Annotated in this window: 14 protein-coding genes; 4 read left to right on the top strand and 10 right to left on the bottom strand. The window is 52.5% G+C overall.

Going from position 1 to position 15,520, the window contains the following annotated elements; translation table 11 throughout:
• The 4 genes from H5P30_RS17125 to thiD are packed head-to-tail and all read left to right on the top strand — an operon-like array spanning position 1 to position 3,842.
• Complete coding sequence (locus H5P30_RS17125) at positions 1-780, top strand: thiazole synthase (protein WP_185694136.1); 780 nt, start codon at positions 1-3, stop codon at positions 778-780.
• Between the two features lie 24 nt (positions 781-804).
• Entirely contained in the window at positions 805-1,959 is a 1,155-nt protein-coding gene (thiH, locus tag H5P30_RS17120) for a 2-iminoacetate synthase ThiH (protein ID WP_185694135.1), read from the top strand.
• Positions 1,956-3,044 (top strand): HesA/MoeB/ThiF family protein, encoded by a 1,089-nt coding sequence (gene moeB, locus H5P30_RS17115; protein ID WP_185694134.1) that lies wholly within the window; start codon positions 1,956-1,958, stop codon positions 3,042-3,044. The genes thiH and moeB overlap by 4 nt, the downstream gene beginning before the upstream one ends.
• Positions 3,045-3,062: 18 nt before the next feature.
• Entirely contained in the window at positions 3,063-3,842 is a 780-nt protein-coding gene (gene thiD, locus H5P30_RS17110; protein WP_185694133.1) for a bifunctional hydroxymethylpyrimidine kinase/phosphomethylpyrimidine kinase, read from the top strand.
• A 180-nt stretch (positions 3,843-4,022) separates the two neighbouring features.
• On the opposite strand, the gene H5P30_RS17105 is transcribed toward thiD, so the two are convergent.
• The 10 genes from H5P30_RS17105 to tkt form a co-directional block, all read right to left on the bottom strand.
• Complete coding sequence (locus H5P30_RS17105) at positions 4,023-4,256, bottom strand: hypothetical protein (RefSeq protein WP_185694132.1); 234 nt, start codon at positions 4,254-4,256, stop codon at positions 4,023-4,025.
• A gap of 124 nt (positions 4,257-4,380) precedes the next feature.
• Positions 4,381-5,013 carry a peptidase E gene (locus tag H5P30_RS17100; protein ID WP_185694131.1) on the bottom strand — a complete coding sequence of 211 codons (633 nt, stop codon included), beginning with the start codon at positions 5,011-5,013 and terminating at the stop codon, positions 4,381-4,383.
• 82 nt (positions 5,014-5,095) lie between these two features.
• Positions 5,096-5,605 carry a DUF7000 family protein gene (locus H5P30_RS17095; RefSeq protein WP_185694130.1) on the bottom strand — a complete coding sequence of 170 codons (510 nt, stop codon included), beginning with the start codon at positions 5,603-5,605 and terminating at the stop codon, positions 5,096-5,098.
• Positions 5,606-6,854: 1,249 nt separating this feature from the next.
• Positions 6,855-7,259 (bottom strand): hypothetical protein, encoded by a 405-nt coding sequence (locus H5P30_RS17090; protein ID WP_185694129.1) that lies wholly within the window; start codon positions 7,257-7,259, stop codon positions 6,855-6,857.
• A gap of 256 nt (positions 7,260-7,515) precedes the next feature.
• Positions 7,516-9,153, bottom strand: coding sequence for an ABC1 kinase family protein (locus H5P30_RS17085; RefSeq protein ID WP_185694128.1), 1,638 nt, complete (start codon positions 9,151-9,153; stop codon positions 7,516-7,518).
• A 755-nt stretch (positions 9,154-9,908) separates the two neighbouring features.
• The gene (locus H5P30_RS17080) at positions 9,909-10,265 is read right to left on the bottom strand and encodes a hypothetical protein (protein WP_185694127.1); all 357 of its coding nucleotides are present in this window, start codon (positions 10,263-10,265) and stop codon (positions 9,909-9,911) included.
• Between the two features lie 426 nt (positions 10,266-10,691).
• Positions 10,692-11,261, bottom strand: coding sequence for a hypothetical protein (locus tag H5P30_RS17075; protein ID WP_185694126.1), 570 nt, complete (start codon positions 11,259-11,261; stop codon positions 10,692-10,694).
• A 385-nt stretch (positions 11,262-11,646) separates the two neighbouring features.
• The gene (locus H5P30_RS17070; protein WP_185694125.1) at positions 11,647-12,504 is read right to left on the bottom strand and encodes an aldo/keto reductase; all 858 of its coding nucleotides are present in this window, start codon (positions 12,502-12,504) and stop codon (positions 11,647-11,649) included.
• A 249-nt stretch (positions 12,505-12,753) separates the two neighbouring features.
• Positions 12,754-13,239 carry a DUF5069 domain-containing protein gene (locus H5P30_RS17065; protein WP_185694124.1) on the bottom strand — a complete coding sequence of 162 codons (486 nt, stop codon included), beginning with the start codon at positions 13,237-13,239 and terminating at the stop codon, positions 12,754-12,756.
• A 6-nt stretch (positions 13,240-13,245) separates the two neighbouring features.
• On the bottom strand, positions 13,246-15,234 hold the full coding sequence (tkt, locus tag H5P30_RS17060; RefSeq protein WP_185694123.1) for a transketolase: 1,989 nt from the start codon (positions 15,232-15,234) through the stop codon (positions 13,246-13,248).
• Between the last annotated feature and the right edge of the window lie 286 nt (positions 15,235-15,520).

Here is a 15,520-nt window from a genome sequence, read left to right as displayed (position 1 = left end):
ATGAATACGAAATCGCTCATTATTGCGGATCAAATCTTCAACTCCCGTCTGTTCGTCGGAACCGGGAAATATGCCTCTGGGACAGTGATGCGAGAGAGTATCGAAGCCAGCGGCAGTGAGATGGTCACGATGGCGATGAAGCGGGTGCAGCTGAATGGGCCCGACGACGGCATTATCAACTACCTTCCCCGTGATCGCTATCAGCTACTTCCGAACACCTCTGGCGTCCGTGATGCGAAAGAGGCGGTCTTTGCGGCGCATTTGGCCCGCGAGGCGCTTCAGACGAATTGGCTGAAACTCGAAATTCACCCGGACCCCAAGTATCTTCTTCCCGATCCGGTCGAGACGCTGGCGGCCGCGGAAGAGCTGGTGAAAGCCGGTTTCATCGTTCTGCCCTACGTTCACGCCGATCCGGTTCTCTGCAAACGGCTGGAAGAAGTCGGTGTGGCGGCGGTGATGCCACTGGGCGCTCCGATTGGAACGAATCTAGGACTGGAGACTCGCCGTTTTCTCGAAATTATTATCGATCAGGCCAACGTTCCGGTGGTGGTCGATGCGGGGTTGGGAGCTCCTTCGCATGCGGCTGAAGCCATGGAGATGGGTGCCGATGCCGTCCTCGTCAACACGGCCTTGGCCACGGCGGCCGATCCGGTGAAGATGGGACTTGCCTTTAAAATGGCAGTCGAGGCTGGACGGATCGCGTTCGAATCAGGGAAAGCGGTTTCGCGGCAGATTGAGGCTGAAGCTTCGTCGCCGTTGACGGCATTTTTAGACTCCTGAGGAAATCTACGAGAAGGGAACGACATGAGCTTTCTTCAACACTGGGAACAATTTTCGTGGGATCGGGTCTCCGGTTCCATTTACAGTAAGACCTCGGACGACGTCGAGCGGGCCCTGTCCCGGCCAACCGGGCGATTGACCCTGGGCGATTTTGAGGCGCTGATCTCTCCGGCTGCGGCCCCGTTTCTGGAACGCATGGCGGCCCTCAGTCATGAACGAACGGTGGAGCGTTTTGGATTCACGCAGCAAATGTACGCGCCGTTGTATTTGTCCAACGTCTGCAGCAACGTCTGCACCTACTGTGGTTTTAGTGCAACGAACCGAATTCCCCGCAAAGTCCTGAATGACGCCGAGATTGAGGTGGAGCTGGACGCGATCAAAAGCATGGGAATGGACCATGTGCTTTTCGTTACCGGAGAGGCGAACCGGAAAGTCGGGGTGCCGTATTTGCAAAGGGCCTTCGCACTGGCGAGGAAAAAATTCGCCAGTATCTCGATGGAAGTTCAGCCCCTCGACCAGGATGCGTACGAAGCCTTGATCCCTTCCGGGCTGAGCGCCGTTTTGGTCTACCAGGAGACCTACAACCGGGAGACCTACGCGGAGCATCACCTGTCGGGAAAAAAGAAGGATTTTGCATACCGTCTCGAGACTCCGGATCGACTGGGTCGGGCTGGAATTAAGAAGATCGGTCTGGGAGCGCTTTACGGACTTGATGAGTGGAGGGTCGATTCCTTTTTCGTCGCCGCCCACCTGCGGTATCTGGAAAGGACCTACTGGAAGTCCCGCTACAGCCTCTCATTCCCGCGGATCCGTCCGCACGAAGGTGAGGTGACGCCGAAATCCGTCATGACGGATCGTGACTTGGTGCAATTGATTTGTGCCTGTCGGCTCCTGAGTCCCGAAGTGGAGCTCTCTCTCTCAACCCGTGAGTCTGAGCACTTCCGGGATCATGTGCATCGGCTCGGAATTACGGCCATGAGCGCCGGATCGAAGACGAATCCGGGGGGATACTCGGTCGATCCGCAGACTCTGGAGCAGTTCGAGATTTCCGACGAGCGGAGTCCGGAGGTGGTGGCGGAGATGCTGCGCAGTGGAGGGTATGAAGTCGTTTGGAAAGACTGGGATTCGACATACGACGGATTTTCCTCTACGGCTTCTGGTCATCTCGCGCACGCATGACCGTATTATCTCCGAAAGAAACCCTACGTTATCAAAGACATTTAAGCCTGCCCGGATTTGGGCGGGAGGCTCAGCTTCGATTGAAGAAATCCCGAGTCCTCATGGTGGGGGCCGGGGGATTGGGCTGTCCAGCTCTTCAGTATTTGGTCGCTGCCGGAGTGGGGACCATCGGGATTGTCGACGACGACAAGGTCACGCGCTCCAATCTGCAGCGCCAAGTGCTCTTTACGGATGAAGACTTGGGCCGGTTGAAGGCTGAGGTGGCCGCCGATCGGTTGCGGGCGATGAATGGGGACATTACCTGCCATGCATATCCCGTTCGCCTTGATGCGGAGAGCGCGATTGATTTTATCGAAGAGTATGACCTGGTCGTCGATGGGACCGATAATTTTTCCACCCGGTATGTGATCAACGATGCCTGTGTCTTGACGGGGAAACCGTGGATCTTCGGCGCGCTTCATTCATTTCAAGGGCAGGTGAGCGTTCTGAACTGCGAAGGGGGACCGACCTACCGATGTCTATTCCCCGAACCTCCGGAAGCCGGAGATGCTCTCAATTGTGCGGAGAATGGGGTGTTAGGCGTTTTGCCGGGGATCATCGGAGCCTTTCAGGCGACTGAAGCCATCAAGGTCCTCACGGGGATCGGAACGCCTTTGATCGGGAAACTGCTCATCTTCGATGCGCTGGAGATGACCCAGCAAATGATCCGCTTCGAACGCGATCCCGAGCAGATCGATCGGGTTCATATGCAGGAAGAAGAGGCGATCAGCACAACCCGGACTGAAGAAATCGAACGAATCGCGATGGGACAGGCCGAGATTGAATCCGGGATCCGGAGTGGTGCTTTTCAGGTCATCGATGTTCGCGATTTGGGCGAACGGGTTCTCGGAGAAATCAAAGGAGCGGTTTCGCTGCCGCTGATCCAGATTGAAGAAGGTGGCTTGAACTGGAAGGAAATCGGGTTGGATCCCAGCGTCCCGACCTGTGTATTCTGCTCCGGAGGATTGCGGAGCGTTCGCGGGTCGAATCTCTTGCGCAATCAGTTTGGATTTCGGGATGTGAAAGTGCTGGAGTGGAATGAGTAGGGTGCGTAACCCGTTTGCATGAACCACCCACCTTACATTCTCACGATTTCCGGATCGGACAGTTCCGGTTGCGCGGGCATGCAGGCTGACAACAGGGCGATTCTCGCGAGCGGGGGCTTTCCCCTGAACGTCGTCACTGCGGTGACCCTTCAAACGCCTTCGGGGGTGGAGCGCGTCGAGCCCGCCTCTGCGGAATTTGTCGCAAAGCAACTGAGACGTCTCCTTGAGACCTTTCCGGTTGCTACGATCAAAAGTGGGATGTTGGCGACTGGGTCGATCGCGGGAGCGGTAGCCGAAGTCTTGGAGGACTTTCCTTCGATCCCCTATGTTCTGGACCCGGTCCTCGTTTCTACCAGCGGTAGCCGGCTACTGGAGGAGGAAGGAGTCGCAGTGGTGAGGGAACGATTGATGCCGCGTGCAACCGTGACGACTCCGAATTCCGATGAACTCTGGGTGCTTTCAGCGGAGGATGTTCGCAAGGGTCGAATTGAATCGTGCCGAATACTTGCGAAGGGGATCGGGCAGGCCGTTCTCCTGAAGGGTGGACACGAAGACGGGCAGACCTCCGAGGACTGGCTCTTGATGCCGGACGGAACTGAAACCAATTTTGCGAGTCCTCGAATCGAAACAGAGAATCTTCGGGGGACGGGTTGCGTTCTGAGTAGCGCGATTGCGGGCTTTCTCGGGCGTGGGGATTCCCTGATTCAGTCGGTTCATTCGGCAAAGGAACTTCTTACCGATGGGTTGAAGAAGGGGGCCCACTTCTCCTGGATCCAAAGCGGGCCCTCGTTGATCTAAGGGCTGGTTTGAATCCGGGTCGCCGATGGGGCGGTCAAGATTTGCTTTCTCTTCAGTGAGTTGAGTAGAAGGCCAGAGTTGCCTCCGAATGGGATCGCAAAAGATGCAAAGAATGTAGAACTGCCGCTGCTGAGAAATCTTGCGCTCCTCGCACTCATCATCAGAGCTGTAATACCGAATTTAGTAAGGTTTGGCTGTTATGGTGCAGCGCAGAATCGAAGCAGCGCAAGGCGCAGGGATCGGGTTCGTATCGAGATACGCTCCAATCCCTGCAACGCCGCGACCTTCGATTCTGGGCGCATCCCCTTGGGACGGACGGGAAATGAGCCTGAGCAGCGTTAGCCCAAATGGCACGGGTCGCAGACCCGCCTCCAATTGGGCCGCCTTGCTCAGACTCATTTCCCATTCCGCCATAACTATCAAAACTTCCTAAATTCGGTATAAGTCGCTTATCGAAATCGATGAACGGAGTTTTTGCGTAGCGCCTGATGGCAAAATGAAAATGGATCCATAAGTTATAGCTTACGATCAATACAGTCTACGCTTGCTGGGCGTCGCTGTCCCATACCTCGAATTTATCTCCGTTTACGATAATTGCCTGATTATTGCGAATCGGGCAGAGATCTAATTTTCCGCCATAAGTAGAAATTATCCGCTCAGCGGCTTCTTTGAAAGGAAAGTTCGTATGGTGAGGAACAGGGTAAAATTCCACTGCACCCAGTGATGAAAAAGATTCTATCTTTGGCGCGGCGGTGAAGTCGTCCATGTCTTTGATATATTCAATATTTGGAGAAAGAACAATGGATCCTGCAGATTCTCCAATATAGATTTTACCCGAATTGATTTGTTCGGTTATGATTCTACCTGCGCCGGTTCTTCGCAGCTCTTGAAGTAGAAAAAAAGTATTCCCACCCGTGATATAGATGTAGTCATTGTTTTGAAGCTTACTTTCTATTTCTTGAATTGTTGCGGTTGAGATCTCCAGCTCATCAACGGTTAGGCTCATCTTTTCGAGGGCCGCCTTCCCCGCCTCGACGTAAAAGGTGACATCTTCGACAAGGCTTGCCGTTGGAATAAATGTGACTCTTTTGCCCTCCTGTTTTTCCTCAGTGAATTTGAGAAATAGATCGGTTACATCGGCGAAAGAAGAAGATAGAAATATTTTTTTCATTTGTGTTTAGCGGTCAAGATCATGGGATTGTGAGAGGCTTAGTAGCCGTCGAGCTAGGAAACAGTTCTCGTTTGGAATGCTTCTATTCCGGCGTTTCCACTGCTTCAATCTGATTCAGTGACGCGAGGATTTTATCCGTAGTTTTGACTGTCCTCTGTTCGATCGTTTCTCTCAATGTGGAGAGGTCGTCGAAGTCCGGATTCTCGATCAAAATGTGCTCGAAAATAGAATACTTTGGGATTGTCTCTCCTTGAATCCATTTTGTCGATTTCAGTAGATTCCAATAGTGCTCCTGGACCGGCTTGGTTTGGCCGAGAAGCCAGATTTCGAACCGAATCTCTTCATGGTTCAGGACTAGACCAAACTTCAATTTCCTTTTCCGGCAATCGTCATTGGCAAAGTAAAAGTAGGTATAGTCCATGTAGCCCTGAAAAATCCCGCCGAAGGAAAACTGATCACTCAATGTGTTTGAAAATCGAGTTTTCAGCGCCATTACGAACTTTACCAACTGTGTGTAGGCAACCTGAATTTCGCCGATGTCGAGTTGCTTCTTGTAGGCGATGATCGATGAATTTAGGCCTGATTCTTTCATGGGATGTTTCGTTGATCGTTGTGCCGAGCGATGAGGTAAGAGGTGCAGCTGGTTCACATGATCTAACTCGATTTGTTCGACGATTCTTTTCGGTCTGCAAAGATCCTGCCTATCATGCTGTTCCCCTGGAAGCTTCGATTCCCGTCTTGGCGGATCGCATTTCTGCTGGAAGGAATGAAAATCGAGGTTTTGTTATTCGAATCTTCCCACTCTTCAGTCGTTTCGCGAGCTGAAAAGATAGGATTGGTAGCAAGATTGAGTTTCCAATCCAAGTGAATGGGGTGAATGGACCGATATATCCGAGAGGAGATGGCTAAAAGAACGAGAAAAAGCCTAACTGGCAACGTCAGCAATAGAACGAGGATTGTGACTTTTGTTTTCACTTCATTCCTGAATGCGGAACACCTTCAAAGGTGAAATTACCATAGAGCCTATGGCTTCGGGCTTTGCTGGTCAGACTTGAAAATGGTAGGTGTAAATGGATTTAGCTGAATATTGGAAAAATTTTCTCTGGGAATTTCGATTCCTAACGACCGTCTTTCTGGTTCTACGCCATTTTCATCGTATCTTTTGATTGCACTCCGATTCCTGATATTACTATCGAATGAATCCATAATCGAATCTGAAAGACTTGCTGTGTAAAGGCTCCCAATCGGGAAGCGGCTTCTGAGATCGGATTGATTCTCTGATTTCGTATCAACAAGTAGAGAAAATCCTCTGAACTCAATCGGGAAATGAACCAGGAGCCGGAGGGTTACCGTTCGTGAATTTTCCAATTCTAGGACATCGTATTGATCAACGGATACCAATACCCTCGGCTCTTCTGCATGAGTAGGCGCCGCCGGAAAAGCAAAAATGATGCAGACAATAATAGATGAGATCGAATGAAATACTGGCATAAAGGCTTCAATTGATTGGCCAAAATTAGAGCATCTTCGCGGATTATACGATAGCGAAGTTGGTGAATTCGGTTCGGGAAATCTGTATTGGTAATGGTTGTTCCCAGCTTGTGAGCTGGCCATTATTCAACAGAAGGGCCTTTCCCGACGATATCACCAATGCAGGTAGCAACCTGAGTGGGAGATTTGGGCGACGATCCACCGAGAGAGCGTGAGGGAACGCGGAGGGCGGAGTTTGATTTCCCTTTCTCTCTGGTCAGCCCAGACGCTTGAGAGAGCTGGAAGCTCTCACTACTTTGGCATTTGCCAGTTGTCGGCGGTTTCGGGATGACTTCTCCTATTGGGTTTTCCTAGGCCGAACAGTTCGATCTCTCTTTATCGTGGATTTTTTGGAGAATGGCTCCAACCGTTAGGCCGGTGAGTAGCCCCGCAAAAATAAATTTGTATTCGGCTGTTCCGAATTTGAAAAGTGCAGCTCCGAGGCCCATGAGAGTGGAGAGGAGTAAAAAAAGGATTTTCCTCTCTTTGATTTTACTTCCGACGAATTCCATGACGAAAGAGTAGATAATACTCGGAAGAAGCATCATGGGAAATGCATAGGTCAGGTAGAAAAGATATCCTGGAATGGCTCCCCTAAAGATCTCCCCGATTCCGGTATGTTTCTTCAGAGACTCGGAAGCGACAGCGACGAGGATGAATAAGGATCCTATGATGGGAGGAAGGATAATTCCGAGGATGATTCGAATTACTTTCATTTTTTATCCACTGCTGTCCGGGCTGCCTTTTCCCAAGCGTGTTCTCGTTTAGTATTTTCTTCGTTTTCTGCCCAAGCGCTTGAGAGAGCTGGAAGCTATCACTACTTTGGCTTTTGCCAGTTGTCGGAATTGTCGCCGTGACTTAATTTAGGGGTGTTCTTAAATCTCCTGCCGGATGCGGTTCGAGACCGTCTGTCTGGCTGGGGGCGAAGGTGAGGTCAGGGCTCTGGTTTCTCGTCTTAGCCCCTCTGGGGGCTCATCGATCGTTTCGGAGGATGCCTACGACCACAAATGCCCCGAAAATGGCAGCAACGGAGAAGAGGATCATGGCGAAACCTGAATAACCGAAGATCTGGAAGTTTGAGTCGATATTCATGATAAGGGCGGCGGCAATGACCATGGAGGCGACAATGACTCCCATGGTGATGCGGTTGGCAATCTTCTGGAATCCTTGAATCAGCGCAGTTTCATCAACTGCATCCACGTCGATGCGGAATTTGTTGTCCGCCAGGTTGTCGAGTATGTCGTTGATTCGTTTGGGGGAACGCTGCACCAACTCCTTCATCTGCTTCAGGGCCGAAAGAAGGTCTCCGGGCTTGAGGGCGTCCAGCGAACGCTTGGTCGCGATCTTGCTGAGGTGATTACGGATGCTCTCGGAGGGATTGAAGTCCGGTGCGAGGGTGATTCCGACACGGTCGAGGTTCAGCAAAACCTTGCCCACCATGGTAATTTCACGGGGCAAGATGATTCCGTGCTGGGTGCACATATCGACGATACGCATCACCACCGTTCCAAACTGCAGTTCCTTGACGGAAACATTCTGCGAGCGCGAGACGAGTACGGCGACTTCCGAGTTGAGACGCTGGCGATCAACGGTGTGGTTCTCCTGCAGGCCGATGTGCATGATGACTTCAACCACCCGCTCACTTTCGTTGTCGCATATTCCGGAGAAGAGGTCGAAGAGCTGTTCGCACATCTGGCCGCTCAGGCGGCCCACCATGCCGAGGTCGATGAAAGCGATTTTGTCGTCTTCGGTGAGAAACAGATTGCCCGGGTGCGGATCCGCGTGGAAGAAGCCAGTGACCAGAAATTGTTCCAAAAAGGCCTGCAGCAGCTGATCGACCAGAAAAGAGCCATCCAATTCGGTCAACTTGACTCCGGAGGTGTCCGTGATCTTTTGGCCGGATATGTGTTCCATCGTCAGGACCCGCTCCGAGCAGAAGGAGAGGTGAGGGGCCGGAACGCAGAGGCCTTTGAACTTCTTTATATCCTCCGCCAACTGGAGGAGGTTTTTGGCCTCCAGGTTGTAATTGAGCTCGTCCAGTAGGCTTTGGCGGAACTGATCGACCATATCGGAAAACCGATAGCGCTGGCCCACTTCCGAATGTTCATCGACAAAGCCCGCCAACGACTCGAGGGTGTCCAAGTCCTCCACGATCTGTTTGCGGATGCCCGGGCGCTGTACTTTGACCACAACCTCCTGACCTTCACGGGTCTTTGCCCGGTGCGTCTGGCCCAGCGAGGCGGATGCGATCGGGGTTTTATCGAATTCTGCAAACACCTTCGAGATGGAAACCTCAAGTTCCTCCTGAAAGACTTCTTCGATCGTTTCATAGGGCAGCTCCTCCACGCCGTCCTGCAAGCGCTCCAAGGCCTTGACGTAAGGCCCGGAGAGAATGTCGCTGCGGGTCGAGAGCAACTGGCCGAATTTTACATAGGTCGGCCCCATCGATTCCAAGCTCTCGGCGAAGGCCTCCGCTTGTTCCTTGTGTTTCTCCGGGTCTGTATTGATCTCGGAAAGCGGATCGCTGTGGTTGATGGCCGGACGCGCGTGCCACCAGAAAAAATTAGCGAGATCCGCGTAGCGGGAAAGACGACCGGGAAGCTTTTTCATTACCCGCTATAATTGCCCGTGTTTCCTCGTTTAACAAGCAATGTCTGCTAAAAAGAGCCATGCAAAATGCACGGTGAGTTGGCGGGTATTTGCACGATTGGCTGAGTTGAAATGACCAGATTACTATCCAATTATGACTCTAAGGGACGCAGTGATGGTCCTCGTTGCCAGCGCTTGGGTCCTGCTTGGATTGGCTCAGCGCAGCGTGACCAACCTGCTCGAATGTGAATAAAGATGATGCAGAAGACGGTTATCATCAATAAATAAGACGAGGAGTCAGATCCATAGCCTCGCGCGTAGTGTGAAACCATCTCCTCCTTCTCTGTAATCGTCATGAAGGACCTAATCTGAACAAGGAGCGGTAGTGCTAGAAGCGTCGGCCAAAGATCGCCGAATCGAAACATACGTTTAAAGGATGGGACGTGTATCCCTTTGTCCAAGCATCTTCGCATCGTTCGATATATCGACCAAACCATAAGAATCGAGAGGATCGTATACACAAAAGCGGTCACAGCAGGTCCGTCGATCGTGACGGAGGTGGTGGAGCTCATATCGTTAAACTCGTGTTCGGTTGTTCGTGACCAATGCCAATTCGTGACCACTGCGATAAATGCTAGAAGTGCGGAGGCTGCTGTTGGGTGTTTTTTCATTCTCATTGACGAAAGTGGAGCAGGATCATTCAGTCCTCGAGGCTGAATCGTTCTGAGTTTTGGGAATACCTGGCGGTGAATATAGATTGATCGCCGCGTTTGGATCTATGCATCATTTGCCTCGTTGGCCGTGGCTTGATTGCCTCTTGGATTTGATTTTCGAATGGGTCGATATACTCGAAAAACTTCCTTTAGTTTTTGAGGATCTTCCCAGTAGAAAATAATCGTCCTAATAATCTGAAGCGCAGATGCAGGGACAAGCAGTATGATCCATGCGCCTATACATTCTATGCTCGGGCGAAAAAGACATCCGTAGAATTCTGTTATCCATTCGGGATATGGGTCGATATATTCTGGTGTTTCTGAAATCAGAAACCAAAAGAGGCTTGGGAAGAACAAGACACTGGCCAGAAATGTATAGCCAGTAATCTTTGCTTCGTATTTCAGTTCTTCTTTTTTCAAATTCTATTCGGTAAGCGTGTAGGAAGTATCGTGAATGGCGTTGGAGCGCTACTTGGAATTGGCTCCTCTGAATGGTTCGTCGATCATTCTCAGCATAATTTGTTTAGCCTTTTCCTCCAAGATAATCTTCGGAGCAAGAGGATTGTGCCGGTCGTAAATGAGATGAGAATAATCGTGACTAAAATGGCGCTTTCGGGGAAGAAATTGGAGCGCATCGAGTAGGGTGGATGACTATTGGGTAGCACATTAGGATACTCTCGGAGACGCAAGAACCATGCTAAAGACGTCAGTGCTGCAATCAGAAACGAGGTGTTGCAGAGCACTAAATTCAGTATTTGAGCTGCGCGGATCATTTTTTCTGTTGAAGTCTGGAGCTGAGGTTCGTCCTTTAGGGAGCTTTCCCAAGCTTTGAGTTATTTTGTCTTTTCAATGAATCAAAAAGGCAGCGTCTTCTGAAACGATTGACCAAGACTCATCCTCTTTTTTCAGTTCGTATTTAGTGTGTCGCCCATTGATTTCCCCAGTCGTCGCGATGGCCAGGTTCGGGCCAATGACCTTCAATTTCTCAATCCCAACTCCATCTTCATTTCGTGGAATGGTGGCACTTATCTCTCCGATTTCCTCCAATGGTAGCCCAACGATCTTTCCATCGACTAGCAGGTGCTGAACTGTGATATATCGGTATATTTCGTAAATCTTTTCGGGATCAGCGTTTTTATCGAATAAAACATTTCCTTCGTAGAAAAGCCCATCGTCCACGAAATGAATGTTCTCTGGCATTTCACTTTTTCCCGAAAAGAAACCAGCCCCGAAAGCGATTGCTGCGATGATGATGTGCGAAAGAGCTAGGATGGGCTTAGATTTCATTTTCTTGGAAAACTCATTCTCAGCACTAAGCCCAGTGGCGGTCGACGAGTCGGGGTCCGTTTTCATTATCGGGAGATTTTGGGTGCTCCTAATTTTCAGAAGATGAGTAAGTTTTAAAAACTTCAGCAATGATATTTGCTCCGACTCCGAAAAGTCGAGGGGAAAGGAAATTCTGGCGGTTGCGCCATTCTTTGGTGGGGCGGAAGCTTGTGGCGGAGAGTCGCTGGGAGGACTTTTCCGCTCGCCTGGGCGCGGCGAGAGAGCTGGAAGCTCTCACTACTTTAGTGTTTTGAGGGTTGTTGGAGAGCCGGTTTAATGGCGGCCTTTAGAAGATGAGACCCGTCAATTGTTCGATTCCATCGGGCGGATTCAAATCCGTGGTCTGGATTTCCTTTGTTTTGAGCGTGTTCTTTGAGTGGTTGCTACTCGTTTTCTTCCGTTGCGCTTGAGAGAGCTGGAAGCTCTCACTACTTTGGCTTTTGGCGTATAACCGATTTCGTGGCGAGGGATATTCTTAGCCGTTGTCCCAATCGGGGGCGAAATCTGGGTCTACGATTCTCTGGCCCTTTTCCAAGCTGGCGATCTGGGCGCGGTCTCCGTCGTCGAGTTGGAAGTCGAAGACCTCGAAGTTGTTGGCGATGTGCTCGGGTGTGGAGGAGCGGGGGATGGCTGCTACGGAGTTCTGCTCGAGGAGCCAGCGGAGGGTGACCTGCTGGGCGTTCTTCCCGTGTTTCTGGGCGATGCTTTCGATGGCTTCGCAGCCGGAGACTTTTCCCTGCGCCAAGGGGGAGTAGGCGGTGACTAGAGCGTCATGAGCACGGGCGATGTGGATGTTCTCGCCCTGGCGGAGGAATGGGTGGTACTCAACCTGATTGCAAAAGATCGGGGCGAGGGAGATGGCTTGCCGGAAGAGGTTGGGTGGGAAGTTACTCACTCCGATGTGGCGGACTAAACCTTTCTCGCGATGCTTCATGAGCGCTTCGAGGGTTTCTTCCAGAGGATATTCGGGATTGGGCCAGTGGATGAGATAGAGATCCAGATAATCGAGATTCAGGAGCTTGAGGCTGGTTTTGATCTCCCGATCAACTCCTTCAGTGTCGAGGTCATCCCGCCAGATTTTACTGGTGACGAAGAGGTCGTCCCGGTCGATGCGGGATTCTGCGATGGCGCGGCCTACCTCTTCCTCATTTTCATACATACGCGCGGTGTCGATATGGCGGTAGCCGGTGCCGAGGGCTGCGTCAACGGCGCGGCGGCAGGTATCTCCTTCGAGCTCATAGGTTCCGAAACCGAGAGCGGGAATGTCCTGCCCGTGAACATTTTTGAGGCGGACTTGGTTGGAGTTTACGACGGTTTGTGGGTCCACTTTCATGAGAATCTCCTTTTTTTAATTTCAAAATTGCGGGGGATCAGACGGGGCCGTTCCACTGCGGCAGATTGAGAAAGGAGCAGTGAGGTTCTCCGTCTGGGGTTGGACCCTTACAGTATCATCGAATCCGGGGTTCATCAAATCCGCCGGGGATTTCAGTGCTCCAAAAATGAGAAAACCACCTCAGGTCGAGGTGGTTTTCTCAAGAAATCGTGAAATCCGGCTGGCCGGATCCTACTGGTTTTGCGGTTTTTAGGCTTTGCTGGGAGCTTTGCTTGGATCGTATCCGGGAATACGCCCTTCATCGATATCGATCATATCGGCAAAGGAGAGGATGTCGGTGCGATCGGAGATGCCCATATCGGCTTTGACCTCTTCCAACCGTTCCCGGCCCATTTCGCTCATTCCCATTTGCACAACCTTGCGGTTCCAGACGTGGACCTTGAGGTCGTCGGGGAATAGTTCTGCCAGCTTACTGTCCCGATCTGCCTCATTCTCACTGGAGCGGACGATCTCGACGACATCGTCGGGATCGATCTCCAAGTGGAGGCAAAGGAAGCCGTCGAAGCCCTTGCGGAAGTTCCGCTGATAAGACTTCGGAAGACCGCCGTTCAGGTGCTTCTCGCACTTGGCCAGAAAACGGGGCAAGTGGAGAAGACCGCAGGCGTGAGGGACGTAGGGGGAGGGGAGATCACGAAGGATGACTCCCGTTGGCCCCAGTGGTTGCTCGTCGCTCATCGGAGATTAGAGGGACTTGACCGTAGCGACCACGTTGGCGGCGGTCATGCCCAGTTTTTCCATGACCTCGTCGCCGGGGGCGCTGATTCCAAAGCGGTCGATTCCGACGATCTTGCCGTCGAGTCCAACATACTTGTACCAGGGTTGCGAAACTCCGGCTTCGATGGAAACGCGTTTGCGGCAGGAGGAAGGAAGCACTTCTTCGCGGTAGGATTCGTCTTGGCGGTCAAAGATTTCCATGCAGGGCATGGAGACGACGCGGACTCCGGCACCGAGCTCTTCAGCAGCGGCCATTGCGTGCTGCACTTCACTGCCGCTGGCGAGAATGATGGTGTCGAGATCGCCTTCTTCCTTCTTGAGGATGTAGCCACCTTTGAGAGTGCCCTTGCGCTTGACGTCCTTGTCGGCGGCCAAAGCGGGAAGGTTCTGGCGGCTGAAGATTAGACCGGAAGGTCCATCGTTGCGGCAGACTGCGGAGGTCAGGGCTCCCACAGCTTCCTCGGCATCGCCAGGACGGAGAACGTCGAGATTCGGGATGGCGCGGAGAGCGGCGTTGATTTCCACCGGTTGGTGGGTTGGGCCGTCTTCGCCCACACCGATGCTGTCGTGGGTCCAGATGTTGAAGTTGTGAAGACCGGAGAGTGCCGAGAGGCGTACTGATGGGCGCATGTAGTCGGCAAAGGTGGCGAAGGTCGCGCCACTGGCCAGGAAGAGACCATCGTAGGCGAGACCGTTGACGATGGCTCCCATGGCATGCTCGCGGATTCCGAAGCGAAGGTTGCGGCCGGAATGATTTTCGGCGCTGAAGTCTCCGAGATCGTCTAGGTAGTTCTTGGTCGAGCCATGAAGGTCGGCGCTCCCACTGATGAGATTCGGAACCTTGGCGGCGAGTGCGTTGAGGATCTTGCCTCCGGAAGCGCGAGTGGCGACGGCTTTTTCGGTGTCGAACTCGGGAATCGAGTCCATCAATTCTTCGGCGCTTGGGAAATCCTTGGCCACGGCTGTTTCGAGTTCAGCGGCGAGCTCGGGGTTGGCGGACTTCCACGCGGTGAAAGTCTTTTCCCATTCTTCGTAAGCGGCGATTTTCTCGGCTTTCTTCTCAGCGAAGAACTTCTGCACCTCATCAGAAACATAGAAGGTTTCATCGGGGAGGCCGAGCTTCTTGCGAGATTCAGCGGCAAACTTGGCACCGCCTTCGCCGTGACCTTTCGAGGTGCCTTCGACTTCGGAGATGCCCTTACCGATCAAGGTGCGGCAGAGAATGAACTTCGGATGACCGTTCTTGTCGGCTTTCGCCTCTTCCAAGGTGGCGGCAAAAGCTTGGGTGTCGTGACCGTCGACCTTGTAAACGTCGAAACCGTAAGCGGCGTAGCGCGCAGCGGTATCTTCGCTTTGGGTTTCGGCAGCCATGGCGTCGAGGGTGACGCGGTTGTCATCGTAAAGGAGGATGAAGTTGTCCAGACCGAGGTGACCCGCAAGAGCGGAGGCTTCGGAGGAAATCCCTTCTTGGAGGCAGCCGTCACCTGCGAGGCAGACAACGTTGTGACCAAAGATCTTGTGCTCATCCGTGTTGTATTTGGCGGCGGCCATTTTCCCGGAGATCGCGAGACCTACCGAGTTGCCCACGCCCTGACCGAGAGGGCCGGTTGTGCACTCTACGCCGGGAGTTTCGTGGAATTCCGGGTGACCCGGAGTGATGCTGCCCATCTGGCGGAAGTTCTTCACTTCCTCGATCGAGAGGTCGTAGCCGCTCAGGTGAAGCCAAGAATAGAGGAACATGCTTCCGTGACCAGCGGAGAGAACAAAACGGTCGCGGTTGAGCCAACGAGGCTCAGATGGATTGAAGGACAGGCCATCGCTGAAAAGGTAGGATCCCATGTCGGCGGCGCCGAGGGGAAGGCCAAGGTGCCCGGAATTGCAGGCGGCGACTGCGTCGATCGCGAGGCCGCGGGCTTGGGTGGCAGCTGTTGAGAGGATGTCGTGATTGATTGCCATGTTTTTCGTTCTTTCGTTTGTAAATTCGATTTCGTTTGTAAATTCGAAGCTCATCCGGAGGAGAGCGAACGTACCCACAAAGAGACAGGAGGGGGAAGGGGGCAATCCTTCTTTTTTTCGATCAAAACAAACAGGTGTTGGGTCTGGGCCGAAGTTGGCGGATTCTGCAGTGGGCAGAGGGGAATTCTGACCGAGAGGAGTGGGTGACAATCTTGTCACCGATGCCAGTGGATAGCCGAAGAGAGGAAAGGGGGGGAGCTCCACCAGAAACGGAACCGGGCAGGAT

Source organism: Puniceicoccus vermicola (genome assembly GCF_014230055.1).
Lineage (GTDB): Bacteria > Verrucomicrobiota > Verrucomicrobiia > Opitutales > Puniceicoccaceae > Puniceicoccus > Puniceicoccus vermicola.
This window is presented reverse-complemented; position numbering and strand designations above follow the sequence as displayed.

Bases quoted from the DNA above. Each gene is read 5' to 3' on its own strand.
- H5P30_RS17100 (WP_185694131.1), bottom strand. From the start codon at position 5,013: ATGAAAAAAATATTTCTATCTTCTTCTTTCGCCGATGTAACCGATCTA.
- H5P30_RS17125 (WP_185694136.1), top strand. From the start codon at position 1: ATGAATACGAAATCGCTCATTATTGCGGATCAAATCTTCAACTCCCGT.
- H5P30_RS17090 (WP_185694129.1), bottom strand. From the start codon at position 7,259: ATGAAAGTAATTCGAATCATCCTCGGAATTATCCTTCCTCCCATCATA.
- H5P30_RS17105 (WP_185694132.1), bottom strand. From the start codon at position 4,256: ATGGCGGAATGGGAAATGAGTCTGAGCAAGGCGGCCCAATTGGAGGCG.
- H5P30_RS17095 (WP_185694130.1), bottom strand. From the start codon at position 5,605: ATGAAAGAATCAGGCCTAAATTCATCGATCATCGCCTACAAGAAGCAA.
- H5P30_RS17070 (WP_185694125.1), bottom strand. From the start codon at position 12,504: ATGAAAGTGGACCCACAAACCGTCGTAAACTCCAACCAAGTCCGCCTC.
- tkt (WP_185694123.1), bottom strand. From the start codon at position 15,234: ATGGCAATCAATCACGACATCCTCTCAACAGCTGCCACCCAAGCCCGC.
- thiD (WP_185694133.1), top strand. From the start codon at position 3,063: ATGAACCACCCACCTTACATTCTCACGATTTCCGGATCGGACAGTTCC.
- H5P30_RS17085 (WP_185694128.1), bottom strand. From the start codon at position 9,153: ATGAAAAAGCTTCCCGGTCGTCTTTCCCGCTACGCGGATCTCGCTAAT.
- thiH (WP_185694135.1), top strand. From the start codon at position 805: ATGAGCTTTCTTCAACACTGGGAACAATTTTCGTGGGATCGGGTCTCC.
- moeB (WP_185694134.1), top strand. From the start codon at position 1,956: ATGACCGTATTATCTCCGAAAGAAACCCTACGTTATCAAAGACATTTA.
- H5P30_RS17065 (WP_185694124.1), bottom strand. From the start codon at position 13,239: ATGAGCGACGAGCAACCACTGGGGCCAACGGGAGTCATCCTTCGTGAT.